General features: G+C 49.7%; 20 protein-coding genes and 1 riboswitch. Of the genes, 17 read left to right on the plus strand and 3 right to left on the minus strand.

Annotation, left to right across the window (positions count from 1 at the left end):
• Positions 1-76 precede the first annotated feature (76 nt).
• The 3 genes from DW642_RS13115 (at position 77) to DW642_RS13125 (ending at position 3021) form a co-directional block, all read left to right on the plus strand.
• Positions 77-313: a hypothetical protein gene (locus DW642_RS13115; RefSeq protein WP_055266947.1), complete on the plus strand. Its 237-nt coding sequence runs from the start codon at positions 77-79 to the stop codon at positions 311-313.
• A 21-nt stretch (positions 314-334) separates the two neighbouring features.
• A complete protein-coding gene (locus DW642_RS13120) occupies positions 335-1549 on the plus strand; it encodes a hypothetical protein (protein ID WP_117510454.1) in 1215 nt (404 codons plus the stop codon).
• 380 nt (positions 1550-1929) lie between these two features.
• Positions 1930-3021, plus strand: coding sequence for a polysaccharide deacetylase family protein (locus DW642_RS13125; protein ID WP_055220805.1), 1092 nt, complete (start codon positions 1930-1932; stop codon positions 3019-3021).
• 81 nt (positions 3022-3102) lie between these two features.
• Here DW642_RS13125 and typA read toward each other — a convergent pair whose 3' ends face one another.
• On the minus strand, positions 3103-4932 hold the full coding sequence (gene typA, locus DW642_RS13130; RefSeq protein WP_117510455.1) for a translational GTPase TypA: 1830 nt from the start codon (positions 4930-4932) through the stop codon (positions 3103-3105).
• 405 nt (positions 4933-5337) lie between these two features.
• Here typA and DW642_RS13135 point away from each other — a divergent pair, with 405 nt between their 5' ends.
• The 3 genes from DW642_RS13135 to dapB all read left to right on the plus strand — a co-directional run bounded on the left by DW642_RS13135 (position 5338) and on the right by dapB (position 8036).
• The gene (locus tag DW642_RS13135) at positions 5338-5967 is read left to right on the plus strand and encodes a single-stranded DNA-binding protein (RefSeq protein WP_055220802.1); all 630 of its coding nucleotides are present in this window, start codon (positions 5338-5340) and stop codon (positions 5965-5967) included.
• Between the two features lie 55 nt (positions 5968-6022).
• A riboswitch (Lysine riboswitch) is annotated at positions 6023-6197 on the plus strand.
• 151 nt (positions 6198-6348) lie between these two features.
• Positions 6349-7239: a 4-hydroxy-tetrahydrodipicolinate synthase gene (dapA, locus tag DW642_RS13140; RefSeq protein WP_022461866.1), complete on the plus strand. Its 891-nt coding sequence runs from the start codon at positions 6349-6351 to the stop codon at positions 7237-7239.
• A gap of 35 nt (positions 7240-7274) precedes the next feature.
• Positions 7275-8036, plus strand: coding sequence for a 4-hydroxy-tetrahydrodipicolinate reductase (dapB, locus tag DW642_RS13145; RefSeq protein WP_117510456.1), 762 nt, complete (start codon positions 7275-7277; stop codon positions 8034-8036).
• A gap of 148 nt (positions 8037-8184) precedes the next feature.
• Here dapB and DW642_RS13150 read toward each other — a convergent pair whose 3' ends face one another.
• Positions 8185-9102 carry a metallophosphoesterase family protein gene (locus DW642_RS13150; protein WP_117510457.1) on the minus strand — a complete coding sequence of 306 codons (918 nt, stop codon included), beginning with the start codon at positions 9100-9102 and terminating at the stop codon, positions 8185-8187.
• A 58-nt stretch (positions 9103-9160) separates the two neighbouring features.
• On the opposite strand from DW642_RS13150, the gene DW642_RS13155 reads away from it, so the two are divergent.
• Together DW642_RS13155 and DW642_RS13160 are read left to right on the plus strand one after the other, a co-directional pair.
• Positions 9161-9370, plus strand: a complete 210-nt coding sequence (locus DW642_RS13155; protein WP_117510458.1) for a hypothetical protein — start codon at positions 9161-9163, stop codon at positions 9368-9370.
• A gap of 87 nt (positions 9371-9457) precedes the next feature.
• Complete coding sequence (locus DW642_RS13160; RefSeq protein ID WP_055220785.1) at positions 9458-10102, plus strand: DUF4317 family protein; 645 nt, start codon at positions 9458-9460, stop codon at positions 10100-10102.
• 131 nt (positions 10103-10233) lie between these two features.
• On the opposite strand, the gene DW642_RS13165 is transcribed toward DW642_RS13160, so the two are convergent.
• Complete coding sequence (locus DW642_RS13165) at positions 10234-10662, minus strand: hypothetical protein (RefSeq protein WP_117510459.1); 429 nt, start codon at positions 10660-10662, stop codon at positions 10234-10236.
• A gap of 167 nt (positions 10663-10829) precedes the next feature.
• Here DW642_RS13165 and DW642_RS13170 point away from each other — a divergent pair, with 167 nt between their 5' ends.
• The 9 genes from DW642_RS13170 (at position 10830) to thyX (ending at position 19851) form a co-directional block, all read left to right on the plus strand.
• Complete coding sequence (locus DW642_RS13170) at positions 10830-11063, plus strand: hypothetical protein (RefSeq protein ID WP_117510460.1); 234 nt, start codon at positions 10830-10832, stop codon at positions 11061-11063.
• Positions 11064-11100: 37 nt separating this feature from the next.
• The gene (locus tag DW642_RS13175; RefSeq protein WP_117510461.1) at positions 11101-12324 is read left to right on the plus strand and encodes a chloride channel protein; all 1224 of its coding nucleotides are present in this window, start codon (positions 11101-11103) and stop codon (positions 12322-12324) included.
• Between the two features lie 265 nt (positions 12325-12589).
• Positions 12590-13480 carry a glucose-1-phosphate thymidylyltransferase RfbA gene (rfbA, locus tag DW642_RS13180; protein ID WP_022461852.1) on the plus strand — a complete coding sequence of 297 codons (891 nt, stop codon included), beginning with the start codon at positions 12590-12592 and terminating at the stop codon, positions 13478-13480.
• A gap of 180 nt (positions 13481-13660) precedes the next feature.
• Positions 13661-14530, plus strand: a complete 870-nt coding sequence (gene rfbD, locus DW642_RS13185) for a dTDP-4-dehydrorhamnose reductase (RefSeq protein WP_022461851.1) — start codon at positions 13661-13663, stop codon at positions 14528-14530.
• Between the two features lie 262 nt (positions 14531-14792).
• Positions 14793-16160, plus strand: a complete 1368-nt coding sequence (locus tag DW642_RS13190) for an MFS transporter (RefSeq protein WP_117510462.1) — start codon at positions 14793-14795, stop codon at positions 16158-16160.
• Positions 16161-16272: 112 nt separating this feature from the next.
• A complete protein-coding gene (gene prmA, locus DW642_RS13195; protein ID WP_117510463.1) occupies positions 16273-17229 on the plus strand; it encodes a 50S ribosomal protein L11 methyltransferase in 957 nt (318 codons plus the stop codon).
• A 42-nt stretch (positions 17230-17271) separates the two neighbouring features.
• On the plus strand, positions 17272-18024 hold the full coding sequence (locus tag DW642_RS13200; protein ID WP_022461848.1) for a 16S rRNA (uracil(1498)-N(3))-methyltransferase: 753 nt from the start codon (positions 17272-17274) through the stop codon (positions 18022-18024).
• The gene (locus DW642_RS13205) at positions 18024-19178 is read left to right on the plus strand and encodes a cysteine desulfurase family protein (RefSeq protein WP_117510464.1); all 1155 of its coding nucleotides are present in this window, start codon (positions 18024-18026) and stop codon (positions 19176-19178) included. The genes DW642_RS13200 and DW642_RS13205 overlap by 1 nt, the downstream gene beginning before the upstream one ends.
• A 16-nt stretch (positions 19179-19194) precedes the next feature.
• Positions 19195-19851 (plus strand): FAD-dependent thymidylate synthase, encoded by a 657-nt coding sequence (gene thyX / locus DW642_RS13210; RefSeq protein ID WP_022461846.1) that lies wholly within the window; start codon positions 19195-19197, stop codon positions 19849-19851.
• Positions 19852-19857: the final 6 nt, after the last annotated feature.

Here is a 19857-nt window from a genome sequence, read left to right on the forward strand (position 1 = left end):
GGTTCGCCGGGGTCTCTGCTTTCCTTGTGTTTTCGGGAGCATTTTGTTACAATGGAGACAGAAAAGAGGGAAGCCTATGTGGATAAAAAAATTACCTGGCATCGTGGCAAATGCGGCGGTACTGATTCTGGATATATTTGTGATTCTGATGATTGCAGCGCTGTTTCTCCACCAGCAAACGGCGGGAGAGCGTGTGAAAGAGACGATTACGCGTTTTTCCACGACATCGGAGGAGTATTATTCCGAGGGAGAGGCATACAGCCAGAAGAGCGACCGGGTGCATACGTATGCGGTGAAAGAACAGTCTAAATAAGAGGAAAAGATGAGGTAAACTATGCTCCAGAAGTGGAAAAGAAAAGGAAAAAGATTCCGCCATGTGGAAAAAGACGGAGAAGAGACGACGGAGCTTTCTGTGAAAATACAGGCGGCAAAATTTCGTGATCTGCCGATGAGTCTGCGGATTCTGATCGTGAATCTCAGTCTGTTTCTGATTCTGTGCGCCGTATTTTTTATGGCAGGCGCGTATCTGTATGCGCCGCAGGCGGCAGGACGGAATTACGTGGAAGCATGCCTGGCAGGAGACTGGAACAGTGCATACGATGTATGCCAGTTCCCGGACAGCACGTTTCTGTCGCGGAAGAACTACGTCAATGCAATGACCTGGAAAGCAAAACAGGACGGCACTGACGGGCAGGAAACACCGGAGATCAAGAGCTTTTTCATGCGCAGAAAACAGAATCTTGAGACCGGGGAAAACAGGATTTATACTGTGCGGTACACGTTAAAAGGCATGAGCGACTCGCAGGAAGAAACATTGGAGATCGCCGCCGGGGATACCGTAAAATGGAACTTCAAAGAGTGGTACGTTGTGCCGAAAGACAGCTGCGTGACGGATGTCGAAATCACCGTCCCGGCGGATGCCTCGTTCTATCTGGACGGCGTGCAGGTCGGGAAAAAGTATTTAAAAGAGACAGCAGATAACGTCAGCATCTACAAAATCCCGTATCTCTTCCTCGGCGGCCACACCATTGAACTGACCGAAAAACAGAAAGACCCATACCGCGAGATCGTCCTCGTGCAGGACAACAGCAGCATGGAATTCCTGCCGGATTTAAAACTCAACGATTCCACCGGCAAAACCATCGCCGACCGCGCAGAAGAGTCCCTGGACAAGGTATTCACAGCCGCAGCCGCCGGAAAATCCTTCAGCACCATCAAAAATGAATTTTCCGCCGACACCGCCGTACAGAAAACCGCCAAAGAACAGTACCAGCAGCTCTGCGATGCCTACCTGAACAGCGACACCAACACCGGAATCATCAGCATCACCGTGAGCAGCGTCTCCACAACCGTAACCAACGAATCCAACCAGATGAAGATCGAAACCAACGTGACCGCTGCGATCGAGCGACGAACCCGTTTCCTCCATTTCTTCCGCAAAACCAAAATAGAGACCGTCACCTGGAAACTCGAGTCCGTTGTGACGCTGGAAAACGAAAAATGGGTGATGGGCAGCGATTTCCTGACTAAAATAGGACATGAGGCATAAGGTGTTTGCTTCCGTTGTTCTGGCAACGTTAAAACTTTGCAGTTACTCTTAAGCAGAGAGGATAATCAGGCTGGACAGGTGAAAGACCTGTGATTTGGTGGCAAAGCACCAGAAAGAAACCAGGTTTTTTAAAAGAGAGTGACAAAGAGTGATTTTGTATCCGCTTTTACCATGGGTGCAGAGTCACTCTTTTTTTGTGACAAGATGTTAAGAAACGATAAACATTAATTTACCAGAAGTGGAAAAATGTAAGAATTTGTGCCTTGCATCTTAGGTCAGATCACGTTATGATAGTAAGTAGAAAAATGTCGAAAAACGTTTGTGTTACGATGGAAGAAAGTTCCGCAAAGGGGCGGGACGATGGAGTATAAACAGATCATATGGAAAGAAAATCATTGAAACAGAGAAGAAAGCAGATGCGCCGCAGACAGATGATGCAGAAAGTATCACGGATTTCCCTGTGTGTGGTAATCGGCCTTCTTTTTCTTGCGCTTATCTGGAAATTTGCGGGAGCGCAGCTTGCGAAAAAAGGAATTGTACTGAGTAATGACACAGCCGCAAAGACGGTGAGCGAGACGGCGCCAGAGGCGGAGGACGGATCGGGAAATGCGGGAATTAAGAAGCTTGCGGAGACCACGCCGCCGAATGAGACGCCGGGATGGCAGTACAGCTCGTCGGGCTGGTGGTACGCAACGGATGCCACAACGTACTACGTCAACGGCTGGGCAGATATCGACGGAAACCAGTACCATTTTGATTCCAATGGTTACATGGCGACCGGCTGGAAAGCGATCGGCGGAAAAGGCTGTTACTTTGATGACCAGGGTGTTTACCAGCCAGACCGCAACGGCTCGATGATGGTAGCCCTGACCTTTGATGACGGCCCAGGCGTCTATACCAGCACGCTTCTCGATACGCTGGAGCAGTACGGGGCACAGGCGACGTTCTTTATGCTCGGCAGCAATGTGGAAAAATACGGTGCAGATGTGATCCCGCGCATGGCGGCGATCGGCTGTGAGCTTGGAAACCACTCCTATGCGCATCCGAATATGAAAGAACTGAGCACCGACGACGGCCTTGCCCAGTTCCAGATGACGGATGATCTGATCGCCCAGTACAACAACGGACAGGGTGCAACTGTCATCCGTTTCCCGTATGGAAACAGCACCGATGAACTGCTCGCATCTATCGGCCGCCCGAGCATCATGTGGGATGTCGATACGCTCGACTGGCAGACGAAAAATGTCCAGGCGAATATCAGTGCCGTTCTCGATAACGTGAGCCCGGGGGACATTATTCTGATGCACGATATCCACGAAACAACCGTAGAATCATGTGCGACGATCGTGCCGGAGCTGATGAACCGCGGCTATGAGCTTGTCACGGTTCATACCCTTGCCGCGGCCAATGGCGTAGATCTTGCCGCCGGAGAGACGTATTACGGCTTCCACGGCGGAACAACAAATGAATAGAAGAGAAAGCAGAAAAAAGAAACCCCGCGGGTTCACCTTTCAAACAGAAGGGAACCGGCGGGGTACTTTTATGATAAGAATTTATTTCATTGCCGCTCTCTTACGAAGTCTGGAATCCAGCTCTTTCTTACGGATACGTAAGGAAACCGGAGTAACCTCAAGAAGCTCGTCCTTGTCGATGAAGTCCAGAGCCTGCTCCAGGGAAAGGATTCTCGGCGGAGTCAGACGCAGTGCCTCGTCGGAGGAAGAAGTACGGGTGTTGGTCAGGTGCTTCGTCTTGCAGACGTTCAGCTCGATATCCTCGGCCTTACCGTTCTGTCCGATAACCATACCGGCGTAAACCTTCTCGCCAGGTCCGATGAACAGAGTACCGCGCTCTTGTGCGGAGTACAGACCGTAGGTAACGGACTCGCCTGCCTCGAAAGCGATCAGGGAACCCTGTTTGCGGTATTCAATGTCGCCCTTGTACGGTGCGTAATCTTCAAACTCGGTGTTCAGGATACCAGTTCCTTTGGTGGAGGTCATGAAGATTCCACGGAAACCAATCAGGCCTCGTGCCGGGATTTCGAACTCCAGACGGGTGGAACCATCGCTTGCGCGGCTCATGCCGTGAAGCTCGCCTTTACGCTCGCTGAGGAGCTGGATGATAGTACCGGAGAACTCGTCCGGAACGTCAACGTATGCGATTTCCATTGGCTCGAGTTTGCGTCCGCGCTCGTCCTCTTTGTAGATAACCTCTGCCTTACTTACTGCGAACTCATATCCCTCACGGCGCATGTTTTCGATCAGGACGGACAGATGCAGCTCACCACGGCCGGAAACCTTGAAGCAGTCTGCGGAATCAGTCTCCTCGACACGCAGGGAAACGTCGGTGTTCAGCTCACGCATCAGACGGTCGCGCAGGTGGCGGGAGGTAACGTATTTACCTTCTTTACCTGCCAGCGGGCTGTCGTTTACGATGAAGTTCATGGAAATGGTCGGCTCGGAGATTTTCTGGAACGGGATGGAAACCGGGTTGTCCAGATCGCCGCAGAGAGTATCTCCGATGTGGATATCCGGGATACCGGAAACAGCAACGATAGAACCGATGCCTGCCTCAGTAACCTCTACTTTTTTCAGTCCGTCAAATTCATACAGTTTGCTGACCTTTACTTTTTTCTTCTTGGTCAGATCGTGGTGGTTGACCAGCATAACGTCCTGGTTCACGCGGATCGTTCCGTTTTCAACTTTGCCGACACCGATACGTCCAACGTATTCGTTGTAGTCGATGGTACTGATCAGAAGCTGTGTGCCAGCTTCCGGATCGCCGGTCGGAGCCGGGATGTATTTCAGGATGGTCTCGAACAGAGGAGTCATATCCTTCGGGGTATCGTTCAGATCGAGTACCGCATGACCCATCTTTGCGGATGCGTACAGAAACGGACAGTCAAGCTGTTCGTCAGATGCATCGAGGTCCATCAGAAGCTCGAGCACTTCGTCGATAACTTCATCCGGGCGGGCTTCCGGGCGGTCGATCTTGTTGATGCAGACGATAACGGACAGATCCAGCTCGAGTGCTTTTTTCAGCACGAATTTGGTCTGCGGCATAGCGCCCTCGAATGCGTCTACAACCAGAATAACGCCGTCTACCATTTTCAGAACTCGCTCAACCTCGCCGCCGAAGTCCGCATGGCCTGGGGTGTCGATGATGTTGATTTTCGTTCCTTTGTAGTAAACTGCTGTATTTTTGGAAAGAATGGTGATTCCACGCTCACGCTCGATATCGTTCGAGTCCATGACACGTTCCTGAACCTCCTGATTGGCACGGAAAACGCCGCTCTGTTTCAGAAGCTCGTCTACCAGTGTAGTTTTACCATGATCGACATGGGCGATGATGGCAACGTTTCTTACATCTTCTCTCGTTGTTTTCATTTCTTCATTCCTCTTCCTATGAGTTGACCCTGCCGGGTTCAATTTTTCAAAATTTCAAGCCGGCCGGGAATGTTTATCACAGCACAAAGGCAGGTGCCTTGCCGTTTTGTCTCTGCTGGATGCCTGCCTATCTGAATTATTATAGCACAGAACAGAGAAAAAAAACAGGGAAGATGTGACATTTTTTGTATTGCAATGGTAGAAAATACGAAGCATGTGGTGCGGTTTTTACAGAAACATATACAAAAAATTGGGCAGAATGCTGATTTGAATAGAAATAAAAAAATCTGGAAAAAAGTGGTTCTGAAAAAGAAATGTGGTTCATACATTAGGATTATAGATCAGCAAAGTACCGATCAGAAATCAATATTCAGAAAGAAAAGACAAAGGAAGGGGATTTTCATTATGGCAGACAAGATGATTGAAAACAATCAGGTGGTTATCATGGGAGAGATTGTCTCCCCGTTTACATTCAGCCATCAGGTATTCGGAGAGGGCTTTTACCTCGTCGATGTGATGGTCAAGCGGTTGAGTGAATCGCAGGACATCATTCCGGTGATGGTCTCCGAGCGGCTGGTGGATGTATCACAGGATTACCAGGGTGAGTGGATCTGCATCAGCGGTCAGTTCCGGTCCTACAACCGCCACGAGGAGAAGAAGAACCGTCTGGTACTCTCCGTATTTGCGCGGGAATTAAGCTTCGTGGAGGAAGAGGACGATTCCGTCAAATCCAACCAGATTTACCTCGATGGATACATATGTAAACCGCCGGTCTACCGGAAAACACCTCTGGGAAGAGAGATCGCCGACCTTCTGATCGCGGTCAACCGTCCGTATGGAAAATCAGATTATATCCCGTGCATCTGCTGGGGACGGAATGCGCGGTATGCCTCTGCGTTTGCCGTGGGCGGCCACGTTCTCATCTGGGGACGGATCCAGAGCCGGGAATATATGAAGCGGCTGAGCGAGACGGAAATGGAAAAGCGGACCGCATATGAGGTTTCGGTGAGCAAGCTGGAATATAGTGAGAGTTAAAGCGCGATCCGCTGTTGACAAGAAAATTTAATGATGCTATAGTAAAAGCAGAACTGAAGTGGATAGAGGTCGCATTACTTCAAGAGTACCTTTTCGGATGCCTCAGCAGCAAAAGAAGAAGAGGAAAAGGGAAGAATGCCGAAGGACATCCGGCGCTGAACCGGTATGCTCCTGGGCGCAGGTTGAAAAAATCTGCGACTGTCATCGAGAGATGGAGAGCTATCTGATCATAGATACTGCGTATGTGTGAATTTGGAGGCGATCTTATCTGGGATGAGGCGCCTCTTTTTTTAACGGAAAGTGAAATTTTCCGTGGGAGATAAGCTCCGGCGACTGATTTCTTATGGTTTTATCTGACACAACATACAGGAGGAAAAGAGAATGTCTATTTTTAAAGGTGCAGCTGTTGCAATTATCACACCGATGACCGAAACACAGGAAGTGAATTACGAAAAACTCGGAGAACTGATTGAGGAGCAGATCGCCGGCGGAACCGACGCCATCGTTATCTGCGGAACCACCGGTGAGGCTTCGACCCTGTCCCATGAGGAGCATCTGGATGCCATCAAATATACCGTGGAAAAAGTAAATCACAGAATCCCGGTAATTGCAGGAACCGGCTCCAACAGCACGGAGACAGCAATTTATCTGTCTCAGGAAGCAGAAAAATACGGCGTGGACGGACTTCTTCTCGTTTCTCCGTATTACAATAAAGCAACACAGAAGGGTCTGATTGCACACTTTACCGCAATCGCAGACAGCGTCAAAGTGCCGGTCATCCTTTACAACATTCAGGGCAGAACCGGCGTAAACATTGCACCGGAAACGATCGTCTATCTGTTCAACAACGTTGAGAATATCGTTGCAGTCAAAGAGGCTTCCGGAAACATTTCCCAGGTCGCAAAAATTATGCAGCTGACCGATGGAAAGATCGATCTGTACTCCGGAAACGACGATCAGGTTGTGCCGATCCTTTCCCTTGGCGGAAGCGGTGTAATCTCCGTTCTTTCCAACGTAGCACCGCGTGAGACCCACGACATGGTACAGAAATTCCTCGACGGCGATGTGGCCGGATCCAGAGAAATCCAGCTGAGAGCACTGCCGCTCATCGATGCGCTGTTCTGCGAAGTAAACCCAATTCCGGTAAAAGCAGCGCTGAACCTGATGGGCAAAGAGGTTGGACCGCTTCGTCTGCCGCTGACCGAGATGGAGCCGCAGAACCAGGAGCGCCTGGCAAAGGCTATGAAAGATTTTGGAATCAAACTGGCTTAAGTTAAGAATACACGAAGTAAAGAAGGAAAAAGACAATGGTTAAAATTATTATGCATGGCTGCAACGGCCATATGGGACAGGTCATCACCGGCCTGGTAAAAGAAGATGCAAATGCAGAAATCATAGCTGGAATCGATATGAACGACAACGGCCAGAACGATTACCCGGTATTCAAAAGCCTGGCAGAATGCGATGTTCCGGCAGACGTAGTCGTTGACTTTTCTTCCTACAAGGCAGCCGACGCACTGCTCGATGCCTGCAAGGAGAAAAAACTTCCACTCGTCCTCTGCACCACAGGCCTCACCGAGGATCAGCTCAAAAAAGTGCAGGAGACCAGCAAAGAAATCCCGGTTCTCCGCTCTGCAAATATGTCCCTTGGTGTGAATACGCTGATGAAACTGGTACAGGCAGCTGCAAAAGTGCTTGCCGAAGCAGGCTTTGATATGGAGATCGTGGAGAAACACCACAAACTGAAATGCGACGCTCCAAGCGGAACCGCCATCGCCCTGGCAGACAGCCTGAACGCGGCAATGGACAACCAGTACCACTACGTATACGACAGAAGCCAGCGCCACGAGCAGCGTGACCCGAAAGAAATCGGAATCTCTGCTGTACGCGGCGGCACCATCGTCGGAGATCACGACGTCATCTTCGCGGGACCGGATGAAGTTGTTACTCTGTCCCACAGGGCATATTCCAAGGGAGTTTTTGGAAAAGGTGCTGTAGAGGCCGCAAAATTCCTGGCTGGAAAGCCAGCCGGTATGTATGATATGCAGGATGTGATTGCCGCGAAGTAAGGCAGAAGCAGGAAATAGAAAAGATAAAAAAGAAGGCAGGCTGTGTGCAGTTGCACAGCCTGCCTTCTTTCGAGCTGCTTTTCTGTTTTAGCCAATGAGTTTTTTCACTTATGCAGCGTAATAGGAATACGTTCCTCTGTCAAAAAATCTATTTCAGCTCCCGTTCCGCTTTTTCCCAGAGCTCTTCGTCAAGATCAGTCAGCGCCAGTGCATCCGCAAGTTCCCGCACCCGTTTTACCGTGAGATAAAAGTAATTGATACCGCAGGTCAGCGTCCGCTTTAAGGAGCGGGCAAGTACACTGCCGTGGGTTTCCAGTTCGGCACGGTCGAACTCGGCGAGATAGCCCTCGAGATCATAGGGGATCTGAAAACATTCGATCTGCCATGTGCTGTTTTCCAACGTCAGAATTGCGAAGTGCGCATGGCCGCCGACATCATCAAGCGCAAGCCCAAGGGATCCTGGATTCAGATACGTTTTTCCTGCGTATTCTTTCTGTTCCTGCTTGTGGCTGTGGCCGCCAAGCAGGATGGAGGCATCGAGATTTTCCAGATGAGAAAGCAGGAGCTCCGGATGCAGCCCGAAATTCCCTCGGATTTCACCAGGTGCGCCGTGGCAGAGCCGAAGTGCCGGGAAAAGGGATTCACGGCAGGTGTCCGGTGTAACTTCTTCCTGCGGCACAAAAACGGGAACCAGTTTCCCGGCTTCATCCAGCTTTCCAATCAGAACACCGTCTGTCGGCAGCTGCTCAAAAAATTTTAGATCCTGCTCGGTAAGATTCCGAAACGTGTAATCCAGAAGCCCGCTCGTCGAAGAACCCGCCTTCCAGTTCTGCGGCTGCCAGAGATTCTCAAGCAGATATTCCTCCCGGTTGCCGCGCACCAGATAGCATGGAAACTCCTCCTGCATTTCGCGGAGCACCCCCATCATCCTCTGCGGAAACGGCCCATCCGTCACAAAATCCCCCAGCCCGATGATACCGTCAATTTGCTGCCTGCGAAGAAACTCCATCACCTCCGAGAGTGCATAATAATTCCCATGAAGATCACTGATTACTGCTAATTTCATGTGTTTTCCTTTCTATGTCAAAATCATAAAATGCGAGATACTGTCTTGATTTTATCAAATGGTGAGAAGGAACGCAATTTATAAAAATATAAGCCAGGCAATTGATGAAATGATGGAAGACAGCAAAACGGAAGGCATTGAAAAAGGCAAACTTGAGGTGTTATCAAATTTATTAAAAAAAGGAACGATCAGCATTCAGGATGCCGCCGACTGTATGGCAGTGTCTGTGGCGGAATTTAAGAAGCTGGTCAATAAGTATCCCATCTGATTCCGAAAAACCTGCTGACAGAAAAAGCATGTTATGATAAGATCAAAGGCAGAGAGTTTCGAATATATTTACTGTCGGAGGGAATGTATGATTAATCGGGAAGACATGCTGGAGCTGACGAGGAGGATGACGCCGGCGCGGACTTCGTTTGTGCGGATGGCGGGTTGCTATACGGATTCGGATGGGGAGTATGACGGCAGTTTCAACATTCATTTTCTGAAACTGTCCGGTTCGGAAAAGGCCAGGAATCTGGCGATTGCCAAGAAAATTCCGTTTGCGGAATCGAATGAGAAGCTGCGGGAATACCGTTTTCCGGAAACATCCCAGGGGCCGGGCAGTATCTGGCAGATGCTGATGGCGCTGCGGGAATGCGGACTGAAGAACGATGCGCTGTTGGAAACGTTCTATGATATCCTGATCGAAGGATTGCAGATTCACGGGGCTTATGCCATTTACATGTTTTATGACCGGTATGATATTCCTGCAAAGGCTTCCGATAAAGAGCGCCTGGGGGAATCCGAGGAGATGTTCCCCTATCTGATCTGCGCTGTCTGCCCGTTGGTTGGAGAATACGAGCCGGGAAATCCTATCTGTGGATTTCTGTTCCCTGCCTTTGTGGACCGGAGCGGAGATCTGGAACGGGTTGATATTTATGCAGAGCGTGCAGCGTGGGGCGATCAGATGGCCAGCATTCTTGGCGCGAAGGGCAGAAAATTCAGATGCGGTCTGTAAAAGAAAAAATCAAAAGTGACGGATCAAACCAGGTGCTGATGTGCCTGGCAGTAAAAAAACTTCCCGGCGAACCTGCATATATCGTTCGCCAAGGGAAGTTTTTTAGATACGGGAGCAGCAGAAGTGCATATTTACTGTGCCATCCCCGCTCCATTCTGTGTAGTTGCTCCGTTTTCCTGCGGATTCTGCGTCTCATTGTCGCCGCCGCTTACCACATCGTCCACCGCGCGGCCGACATCCTCAACGCCCTCGCCGACACCACGGGTCACATCTTCAGCGGCGTCGCCGACATCATCTCCAAGGGTATTTCTATCCCCGGTATTTGTACCGTTCGTACCGTTGGCATTCCCATCGGTGCCCTCCGTCACATCATTTACATTGTCGTTTGACGGCATCTCTGTCGTATTGACATCGTTTCTGTTATCCGTCTGTCCCATGTCGCTCTCCGTGTTGGTATTGCCATTTCCGGTGTCATTCGTGGTGTTGTTTCCACAGGCCGTCATCCCGGCCAGTAATACCGCCAATGCCAGCGTCATACACACTCTTCTGATTTTTCTCATCTTCAAAATCTCCTTTCCCTAACAGTGTCTGGACAGTTGCTAGTATTTGAAAAATGCCGGAAAATATACGGAAAAAAGAGGCTTTTGGAAATCTTGACAAAGGAAGAAAAAAACACTAAAACAAAAAGTACGAAAACGGACTAAAAACGAAAACAGGATATATCGAAATGGAAGTCAATCCGGCAAACCGGCGGGAAAAAATCATCAGTCTGACTGAAACGGGAAAACAGTATGCGAGAGAGCTGGTTCTTCCGCTGTTTCAGTCCGAGGAGGAAGCTGCGGCGCAGTTTACGGAGCAGGAGATGACAAAAGTAATCCGGATGCAGGAAAAATTTGCCGATGCACTGGCAAAGAGTATGGAGGAAAAGGTATCCATAGTTCACAATCTGTCCGCTTCGTGATATGATAACAGCAGAATTCGAAAAGGAGAGAAAGAGAATGAAAGAAGAACTGAAGAAATCCCTTCGCACCTACGGCGCCCTGCTGCTGCTCGGTGTGACCGGCGTTCCGCTCGGTGCGGCAGTCGGTCTGATTGAGGCGCTGTTCTGCCGTCTGCTTTTGAAAGTCACGGCTGTTCGCGTGGCACATCTTTTCTGGTGTCTGCCGTTTCTCGCTATGGCAGGTCTTGTGATCGTGGCAGTCAATCAGAAATTCGGTGGCAGGGGAAAAGGAGGCATGAGTCTGATTTTTGATGTAGCGTATGAGGAGGAGACAGAGCTTCCGCTTCGCATGATTCCGCTGGTAATGCTCTCAACGGCGTTGACGCATCTGTTCGGTGGAAGTGCCGGCCGCGAGGGCGTTGCCGTTCAGATCGGTGCTGTGTTTTCCTATTTTGCCGGCAAAAAATTACCGTTTAAAAACGCGCCCGGTATCTTTCTGGTAACCGGTATGGCCGCCGGCTTTGCGGGCATGTTCGGAACGCCGATTGCAGCTGTGATCTTTGCGGTAGAGGTGCTCGCTGCGGGTGAAATGCGGTACGAGGCACTGCTTCCGGCGTTTACCGCATCTTTCTCTGCGAGCGCTGTAGCTTCCCTGCTTGGAATCCGCAAAGAAAATCTGGCTGTCCACATCAGCGAAAGCCTGACACCGTTCCTGCTGGTGCGTCTGATTACACTTGGTATTATTTTTGGAATCACAGGCGGCCTCTTCGCCTGGTGCTTAAAGCACACGAAAAAATATCTCGGCGAAAAAATCAAAAATCCGCTGGTACGTGTTTTCTCCATCGGTGTTATCCTTAGCATTCTGTTCCTGCTTCTGTACCGCGGACGGTATTGCGGCTTTGGAACGAATCTGGTGGAAGCGGTATTTCATGGGGAAAAGGTATATGCATATGACTGGGCGCTGAAATTTATCCTGACAATTCTGACGCTGTCCGCCGGGTTTCAGGGCGGCGAGGTAACACCGCTGTTTACCATCGGAGCAACCCTGGGAGCAGTCCTTGGCAATCTGTTCGGTATTCCGGTGGAGCTTTCCGCGGCGCTTGGCTATGCGGCGGTTTTTGGCGGCGGAACCAACACCTTACTGGCGGCTATTTTCATCGGCGGCGAGATTTTTGGCTACGATTATCTGCCATATTTCTTTATTGTCTGCACCGCGGCCTACGTATTCAACCGCAACAGCTCGATCTATTCCCGCCAGAAACTGACGAAATACAGCTGCTGATAACAGAAACGTCACAAAGTTATCACACACCGTTACGTGTTACAGTTCACTGGTGCCCAGCGAACTGTAACATTCGCAACCCTCATTTAAAGTTTTGCTTCGCAAAAGGAGGGTTGCTCACACCTGAAACATGTTCTTACGCAGCGAAACAGCAAGTGTTTCACTGCTGAGTGAACAGTAACGGTTACGTTACGATACGGGTTGACGCGTTTCCGGGAATGAGGTTATACTAGAAGTATCATATACGAAAAAGGAGTAACGAATTATGAAAGGTATCGTACTTGCCGGAGGTTCCGGCACACGTCTTTATCCGTTAACTATGGTAACATCGAAACAGCTTCTCCCGATCTATGACAAGCCGATGATCTATTATCCGCTGTCTGTTCTTATGAATGCAGGCATCCGCGACATCCTGATCATCTCCACCCCGCAGGACACCCCGCGTTTCGAGGCACTGCTCGGTGACGGCCATCAGTTCGGTGTACAGCTTTCCTACAAGGTACAGCCAAGCCCGGACGGACTGGCACAGGCCTTCATCATCGGCGAGGAGTTCATCGGGGATGATTCCGTTGCCATGGTGCTCGGCGACAACATCTTCTTCGGACACGGTCTGAACAAACGCCTGAAAGCAGCAGTAGAAAACGCTGAGACCGGAAAAGGCGCAACCGTATTCGGCTATTATGTAGATGATCCGGAGCGTTTCGGGATCGTAGAATTTGACTCCGAGGGAAAAGCCATCTCCATCGAAGAGAAACCGGAGAAACCGAAATCAAACTATTGTGTTACAGGTCTGTACTTCTATGACAACAAAGTCGTAGAGTATGCAAAGAACCTGAAACCGTCACCGCGCGGAGAACTTGAGATCACCGACCTGAACCGGATCTATCTGGAAGACGGCAGCCTGAACGTTGAGCTTCTCGGACAGGGCTTTACCTGGCTGGATACCGGTACACATGAGAGTCTGGTAGAGGCAACCAACTTCGTAAAAACCATCGAGACGCATCAGCACCGCAAGATTGCGTGCCTCGAGGAGATCGGTTACCTGAACGGCTGGATCGGCAAAGACCAGCTTCTGACCGACATCGAGCCACTGAAGAAAAACCAGTACGGCCAGTACTTGATGGATGTGATGAACGGAAAATATATCGACAAATAAAAGCGAACAGCGTTGAAGAAAACTGCCCCGGAAGAAAAATCCGGGGCAGTTTTTGAAAAAAGTGCTTGACCATGACATAACGTCATCCTTTATACTCATGGTACAAACAGAAAATCAGACTGAAAAACAAGAGACAGACAAAACATAACGATAACAAAATCAGAAAAAAGGAGAACCATTATGAGAGTATTTGTAACAGGTGTAAAAGGCCAGCTCGGCCATGACGTCATGAATGAACTTGCAAAACGCGGTCATGAAGGAATCGGCGTTGATATTGAAGAAATGGATATCACCGATGCAGAAAGCGTAAGAAAAGTCATTACCGAAGCAAACCCGGATGTCGTAATCCACTGTGCAGCATGGACCGCTGTAGACCTTGCTGAGGATGATGACAAAAAAGAAAAAGTACATCAGGTCAATGCAGTCGGAACCGAGAACATCGCAAAAGTCTGCCATGACCTTGACTGCAAAATGATCTACATCTCCACCGACTACGTATTCGACGGCCAGGGTACCCGCCCGTGGGAGCCGGATGATGAGCGTCATCCGCTGAACGTATACGGCCAGACGAAATACGAGGGAGAGCTCGCGGTAGAGAAATGGGTGAAAAAATTCTACATCGTCCGCATCGCATGGGTATTCGGCGTGAACGGAAAGAACTTCATCAAGACCATGCTGAACCTTGGAAAGACACACGATCATCTGACTGTTGTAGATGATCAGGTAGGAAGCCCGACCTACACCTACGATCTGTCCCGCCTGCTTGTCGACATGGCAGAGAAAGAGAACTACGGCCGCTACCATGCAACAAACGAGGGACTCTGCTCCTGGTATGAGTTCGCCTGCGAGATTTTCAAACAGGCCGCTGAGATCGATCCGGCTTACGGAAAAGTAAGTGTATCACCGGTAAGCTCTGACCAGTACCCGGCAAAAGCAAAACGTCCGTCCAACAGCCGCATGAGCAAAGAGAAACTGACCGAGAACGGATTCGAAAAACTGCCGACCTGGCAGGATGCGCTGCACAGATATCTGCGCGAGATCGAATTCTGATAGCAAACCCCGAAAATAACGCAAGTTTCTGAGATTGCTATAAACATTTCCAATAGGCGGAGCCCCAGGTAAAACGGGGGCTCCTTTTTCTTATGCCAAACTCATGCATTCAACAGGGAGAATGCCCTTTTTTCTTTTGTGAATATTGACAGAAAATGCCGTTGAAATTCTCACATTGGATCCGGGTATTTCTGTTGACATTTGAACATGAAATTGCCATTATGAAAGCAGAATCTTTACGTATCCGGCAGGGGGCAGGAACGTGAAGCCAACAGAAGAAGGCATGGGGGATGAAGCAATGAAAAAGAGTCTGTTTTACCGGGCAAAGAAGATGCCGCCATCTGCGCAGATCATGCTGCTGTTTGCCGTCGAGGGTGTATTTCTGCAATATATCACATCGATCAACGGTTTCGGCCTGAATCTGTATGCGACAAACATGGGTGCAACCGACAGTCAGATCGGCATTATCCAGATGGTGCCGAACATTGTAGCGTGTGCAGCATTGCTGCCGCTTGGAATTCTGGCGGATCGTCTGAAGTCGACAAAGACGATACCGATGCTTACGCTTCTTGTGATGTGTGCCGGCTATGCATTTCTTGGAAGTGTACCGGCACTCGGCGAGAGACGTATGGAGCTGTTTTTTGTATCACTGGCATTTACTGCGGGGGCACTTGCTATTTACAATGCGCAGTGGCAGGCAATGTTCGGTGCTGCGGTTTCACTGCGGCAGCGAAACGATGTCTATGCCTTTCGGAATCAGTTCATGTTTGTGATTGGCATTCTTGCACCGGTGATCTGCGGGATTCTGATGGGAAGATGCCACACGGCCGATGGAAAACTTCTGGTACTCCGAAGCTTCTTTTATCTGTGTGCTGTCTGCGTTCTGTTGCAGGCCGCTGCAATCAAAAAAATTCCGGTGAAACAGCAGGAGGAGGGCAAAGCTCCGGCAGAAGCAGGGAAGGCATCCTCACGTTTTTCTGTTTCTGATCTGCTGGAGGCGATCACAAGCGTGGGGAAAAATAAAGCATTGCGCTGGTTTTTCGTGCCGGTGGTCTTTTTCTATATCACCTGGCAGCTTGACTGGAGCATGTGGTATTTAGGACAGGTCAAATACTGTAAAATGTCGGAGATGACACTTTCCATCTGCAACGGTGTTTTCAATATCGGTCAGCTTGCGGCAGTTGGAATAATCGCGAAGGTTGTCCGGAAAAAATCGCCGGATTTTGCACTGATTTTCGCCGGGATCGGTCTTTGCTTCTGCCCGGTTATCATGATTCTGGCTCCTCATCTGCCCCTGGCGTACCGCGGGGTTGCTTTTATTGTTTTGATGACGGTTCTGAATGCTCCGCAGTGTGCCGTTGCACTTTGTACGATACAGATTCTCTTAAATGCCGCGCCGGAAAAGAACCGTTCGCTTTTGATCAGCCTCTTTACGATGATTACAACGCTGACCAACAGTGTTCTGCCGCTGCTCGGTGTCCGTCTGTATACGGCACTTGGGGCAGACCTTACGGCACTGTACCGGTTCAATCTGATAGATCTTGGGGTTCGCATTTTATCCACACTCGGGCTGGTATGGCGTTATCAGAAGGCGAAAAAAGATGGCTTTCTGACAAAGATTTCGGATTGAGACGGGCCGTAAAAGCCGAAAATAACATTTACAACAGGAACGATATCGTGTATGATAAATGTGGCTTTCTTTGCACGTATGGAAAAGAGAAGCGCAAAAAGGAGTTTAAACAATGAAATGGAATAAATTTACATTAAAAACAAGATCGGAAGTGGAAGACATTGTGATCTCCACTCTGGCCGATGTGGGAATCGAAGGCGTGGAAATTCAGGACAAACAGCCTTTGACCGAGAGCGACAAACAGCAGATGTTCGTGGATATCATGCCGGATATTCCGGATGACGACGGCATTGCCTACCTGAATTTTTACCTTGATGTAGACGAGGACAAGGAGAAGGTTCTTGCAGATGTCCGCGCGGCACTTGCAGAAATGCAGGAGTTCCTGGACCTTGGAGAGTGCACCATCACAGAGTCTGAGACAGAGGACAAGGACTGGATCAACAACTGGAAACAGTATTTCAAACAGTTCTATGTGGACGACATTCTGATCATCCCGTCCTGGGAGGAAGTAAAGCCGGAAGACCGGGATAAAATGATCATCCATATCGATCCGGGCACAGCCTTTGGAACGGGTATGCATGAGACAACACAGCTTTGCATCCGTCAGTTAAAGAAATATGTGACAAAGGATACCGAGCTGCTTGATGTCGGAACCGGAAGCGGTATTCTTTCGATTATTGCACTGAAGCTTGGTGCGCGTCATGCGGTCGGAACAGACCTCGATCCGTGTGCGGTTCCTGCGGTTGAGGAAAACAAAGAAGTCAATGGAATTCCGGTAGAAGCTTTTGATATGATGATCGGAAATATCATTGATGACAAAGAAGTACAGGACAGAGTCGGATACGAGAAATACGATATCGTTACCGCCAATATTCTTGCAGATGTTCTCGTTCCGCTGACGCCGGTAATCGTACACCAGATGAAGCCGGGCGCTGTTTATATCACATCCGGCATTCTCGATGTGAAAGAGAAAGTTGTCAAAGAGGCAGTCGTTGCAGCGGGACTTGAAGTAGTTGAAGTTACACATCAGGGCGAATGGGTTTCTGTTACAGCAAGAAAACCGATGTAAATTAAGAAAAGCGAAACACCAGAAGAGAAAGAGAACAGATTCATGTACCGTTTTTTTGTAGAAGAAAGTCAGATTTATGACGGCACTGTCCACATCACGGGCAGTGACGTTAATCACATCAAAAATGTGCTCCGCATGCGGCCGGGCGAAAAAATACTGGTCAGTACCGGAGGCGAAAAGGAATATCATTGTGCCGTTTCGGATTTCCCGGAAGGTGAGGTTCTTGCCGCAGTAGAAGAAGTCACAGCAGCAGACAGAGAACTCCCGTCCGGAATTGTACTGTTTCAGGGTCTGCCAAAAGGTGACAAAATGGAACTGATCATCCAAAAAGCAGTGGAACTTGGTGCGACGGAAATTGTTCCGGTGGAGATGAAACGCTGCGTTGTGAAGCTGGACCGGAAAAAGGCGGAAAAGAAAGCAGAGCGTTGGCAGACGATCGCGCTTGGTGCTGCAAAGCAGTCCAAACGGATGCAGATTCCGACGGTACACATGCCTGTTACATTTCAGCAGGCGCTTGCAATGATGGCAGAATCAGACGTCCGCCTGATGCCGTATGAGAACGCAGAGGGGATGGAAGGAACGAGAAGAATTCTGGAATCCATTGAACCGGGTGAATCTATTGCGATCCTGATCGGACCGGAGGGCGGCATCGACGAAGCGGAAGTGGAAATGGCCATGAAGGAAAAGGTAGAGCCGATTACGCTCGGAAAGCGCATTCTGCGCACGGAAACGGCCGGAATGACCGTGCTTTCCATTCTGGTGTATCTTTTAGAAGGAAGGGAACGAACAAGATAATGGAAGCATATCTGGACAATTCCGCAACCACCTGTGTTTATCAGGAAACCGCAGATCTCGTCTGTGATCTGATGGTAAATCATTATGGAAATCCGTCTGCGATGCATCAAAAAGGGGTAGAAGCAGAACAATATATCAGAACCGCCCAGGAAACGCTGGCAAAGATTCTGAAAGTCAAAGAAAAAGAAATTTTCTTTACCTCCGGTGGCACAGAGTCCGACAACTGGGCGCTCGTCGGAACAGCAATGGCAAATAAGAGAACGGGAAACCACATCATCACAAGCGCGATCGAGCACCCGGCCGTGTCGGCACCGCTGGCATTTCTGGAGGAGCAGGGATTCCGTATTACGCGCCTGCCGGTAAATAAAGAAGGCCTTGTGGATGTGAACGAACTCGAAGAAGCGATCACGCCGGAGACGATTCTCGTTTCGATTATGTATGTCAACAATGAGATCGGTGCTGTTGAGCCAATCGGGGAGATCGGACGCAGAATTAAGGCGAAAAATCCGAAAACGTATTTTCATGTCGATGCGATCCAGGCGTTCGGCAAATACCGGATTTATCCGAAACGGATGGGCATCGACATGCTCTCCGTGAGCGGCCACAAGATCCACGGACCGAAGGGAAGCGGCTTTTTATATATTGATGAGAAAGTAAAAATCCGTCCGCTGATCTTAGGCGGCGGCCAGCAGAACGGCATGCGTTCCGGAACCGACAATGTGCCGGGCATCGCAGGCCTTGCGAAATCCGCTGAGATCGTTTACAGGCATTTTGACGAGCAGACCGCGCAGATGCGTGCCTGCAAACACCGTCTGATCGAAGGCTTACGGGAGCTGGACGATGTGGTCATCCATGGCATGCCGGAAGAAGAGGGTGCGCCGCAGATTGTCAATGCATCATTCTTAAATGTGCGTAGTGAAGTGCTGCTGCACACGATGGAGGACCGCCAGATCTACGTTTCCGCCGGAAGCGCCTGCTCATCACACAAGAGAGCCGGAAGCCCGACGCTGACTGCCATCGGCGCATCGAAAGCCGAGATGGAGTCTGCCGTGCGGTTCAGCTTCAGCGAATTTACGACACTGGAACAGATTGATTACACCCTGGATACGCTGCGCGAGGTACTGCCGATGCTGCGCAGATTTACCAGGAAATAATAGAAAGAGGAAAATTATGATTACAATACAGCCGGAAATTGAAATCCTGAGCACCGAATCCTACGAGGATATGCTGCGCCGGATCGAGAAAATCGGAAGAGTCTGCTACAAGAGCGAGGAGCGCATTGGAGAAGGCACTGCAGAGAAATTCATCGCAGGCATCATCAAACGCGGCCATGAATCCGTCATTGAGCACGGCTCCATCACCGTAAAAGTAACGTGCGACCGCGGCGTGACCCATGAGATCGTCCGCCACCGTATCGCAAGCTACAGCCAGGAGAGCACCCGCTACTGCAACTATTCGAAAGATAAATTTGGAAACCAGATCACCTGTATCGATCTGGCAACCGGATTTTCCTATGATCTGGACGACGAGAACGACCGTAAAAAATACGAGGTATGGCAGAAAGCAATGGAAGCTGCAGAGCAGTATTACTTCCAGATGCTCGAACTCGGAGCAAAGCCGGAGGAGGCAAGAAGCATTCTTCCGAACTCCCTGAAAACCGAGATCGTCATGACCATGAACTTAAGAGAGTGGCGCCACTTTATCCGGCTTCGAAGCGCCAACGCCGCACATCCGCAGATGCGTCAGGTATCTGACCTGATCCTGAAGAAATTTTCTGAGGAATATCCTCTGTTCTTCCGTGATCTGGCTGAGAAAAAAGGAGAATAAAAAACG

The organism is Blautia sp. AM23-13AC, assembly GCF_003435675.1.
GTDB classification, from domain to species: Bacteria; Bacillota; Clostridia; order Lachnospirales; family Lachnospiraceae; genus Fusicatenibacter; species Fusicatenibacter saccharivorans.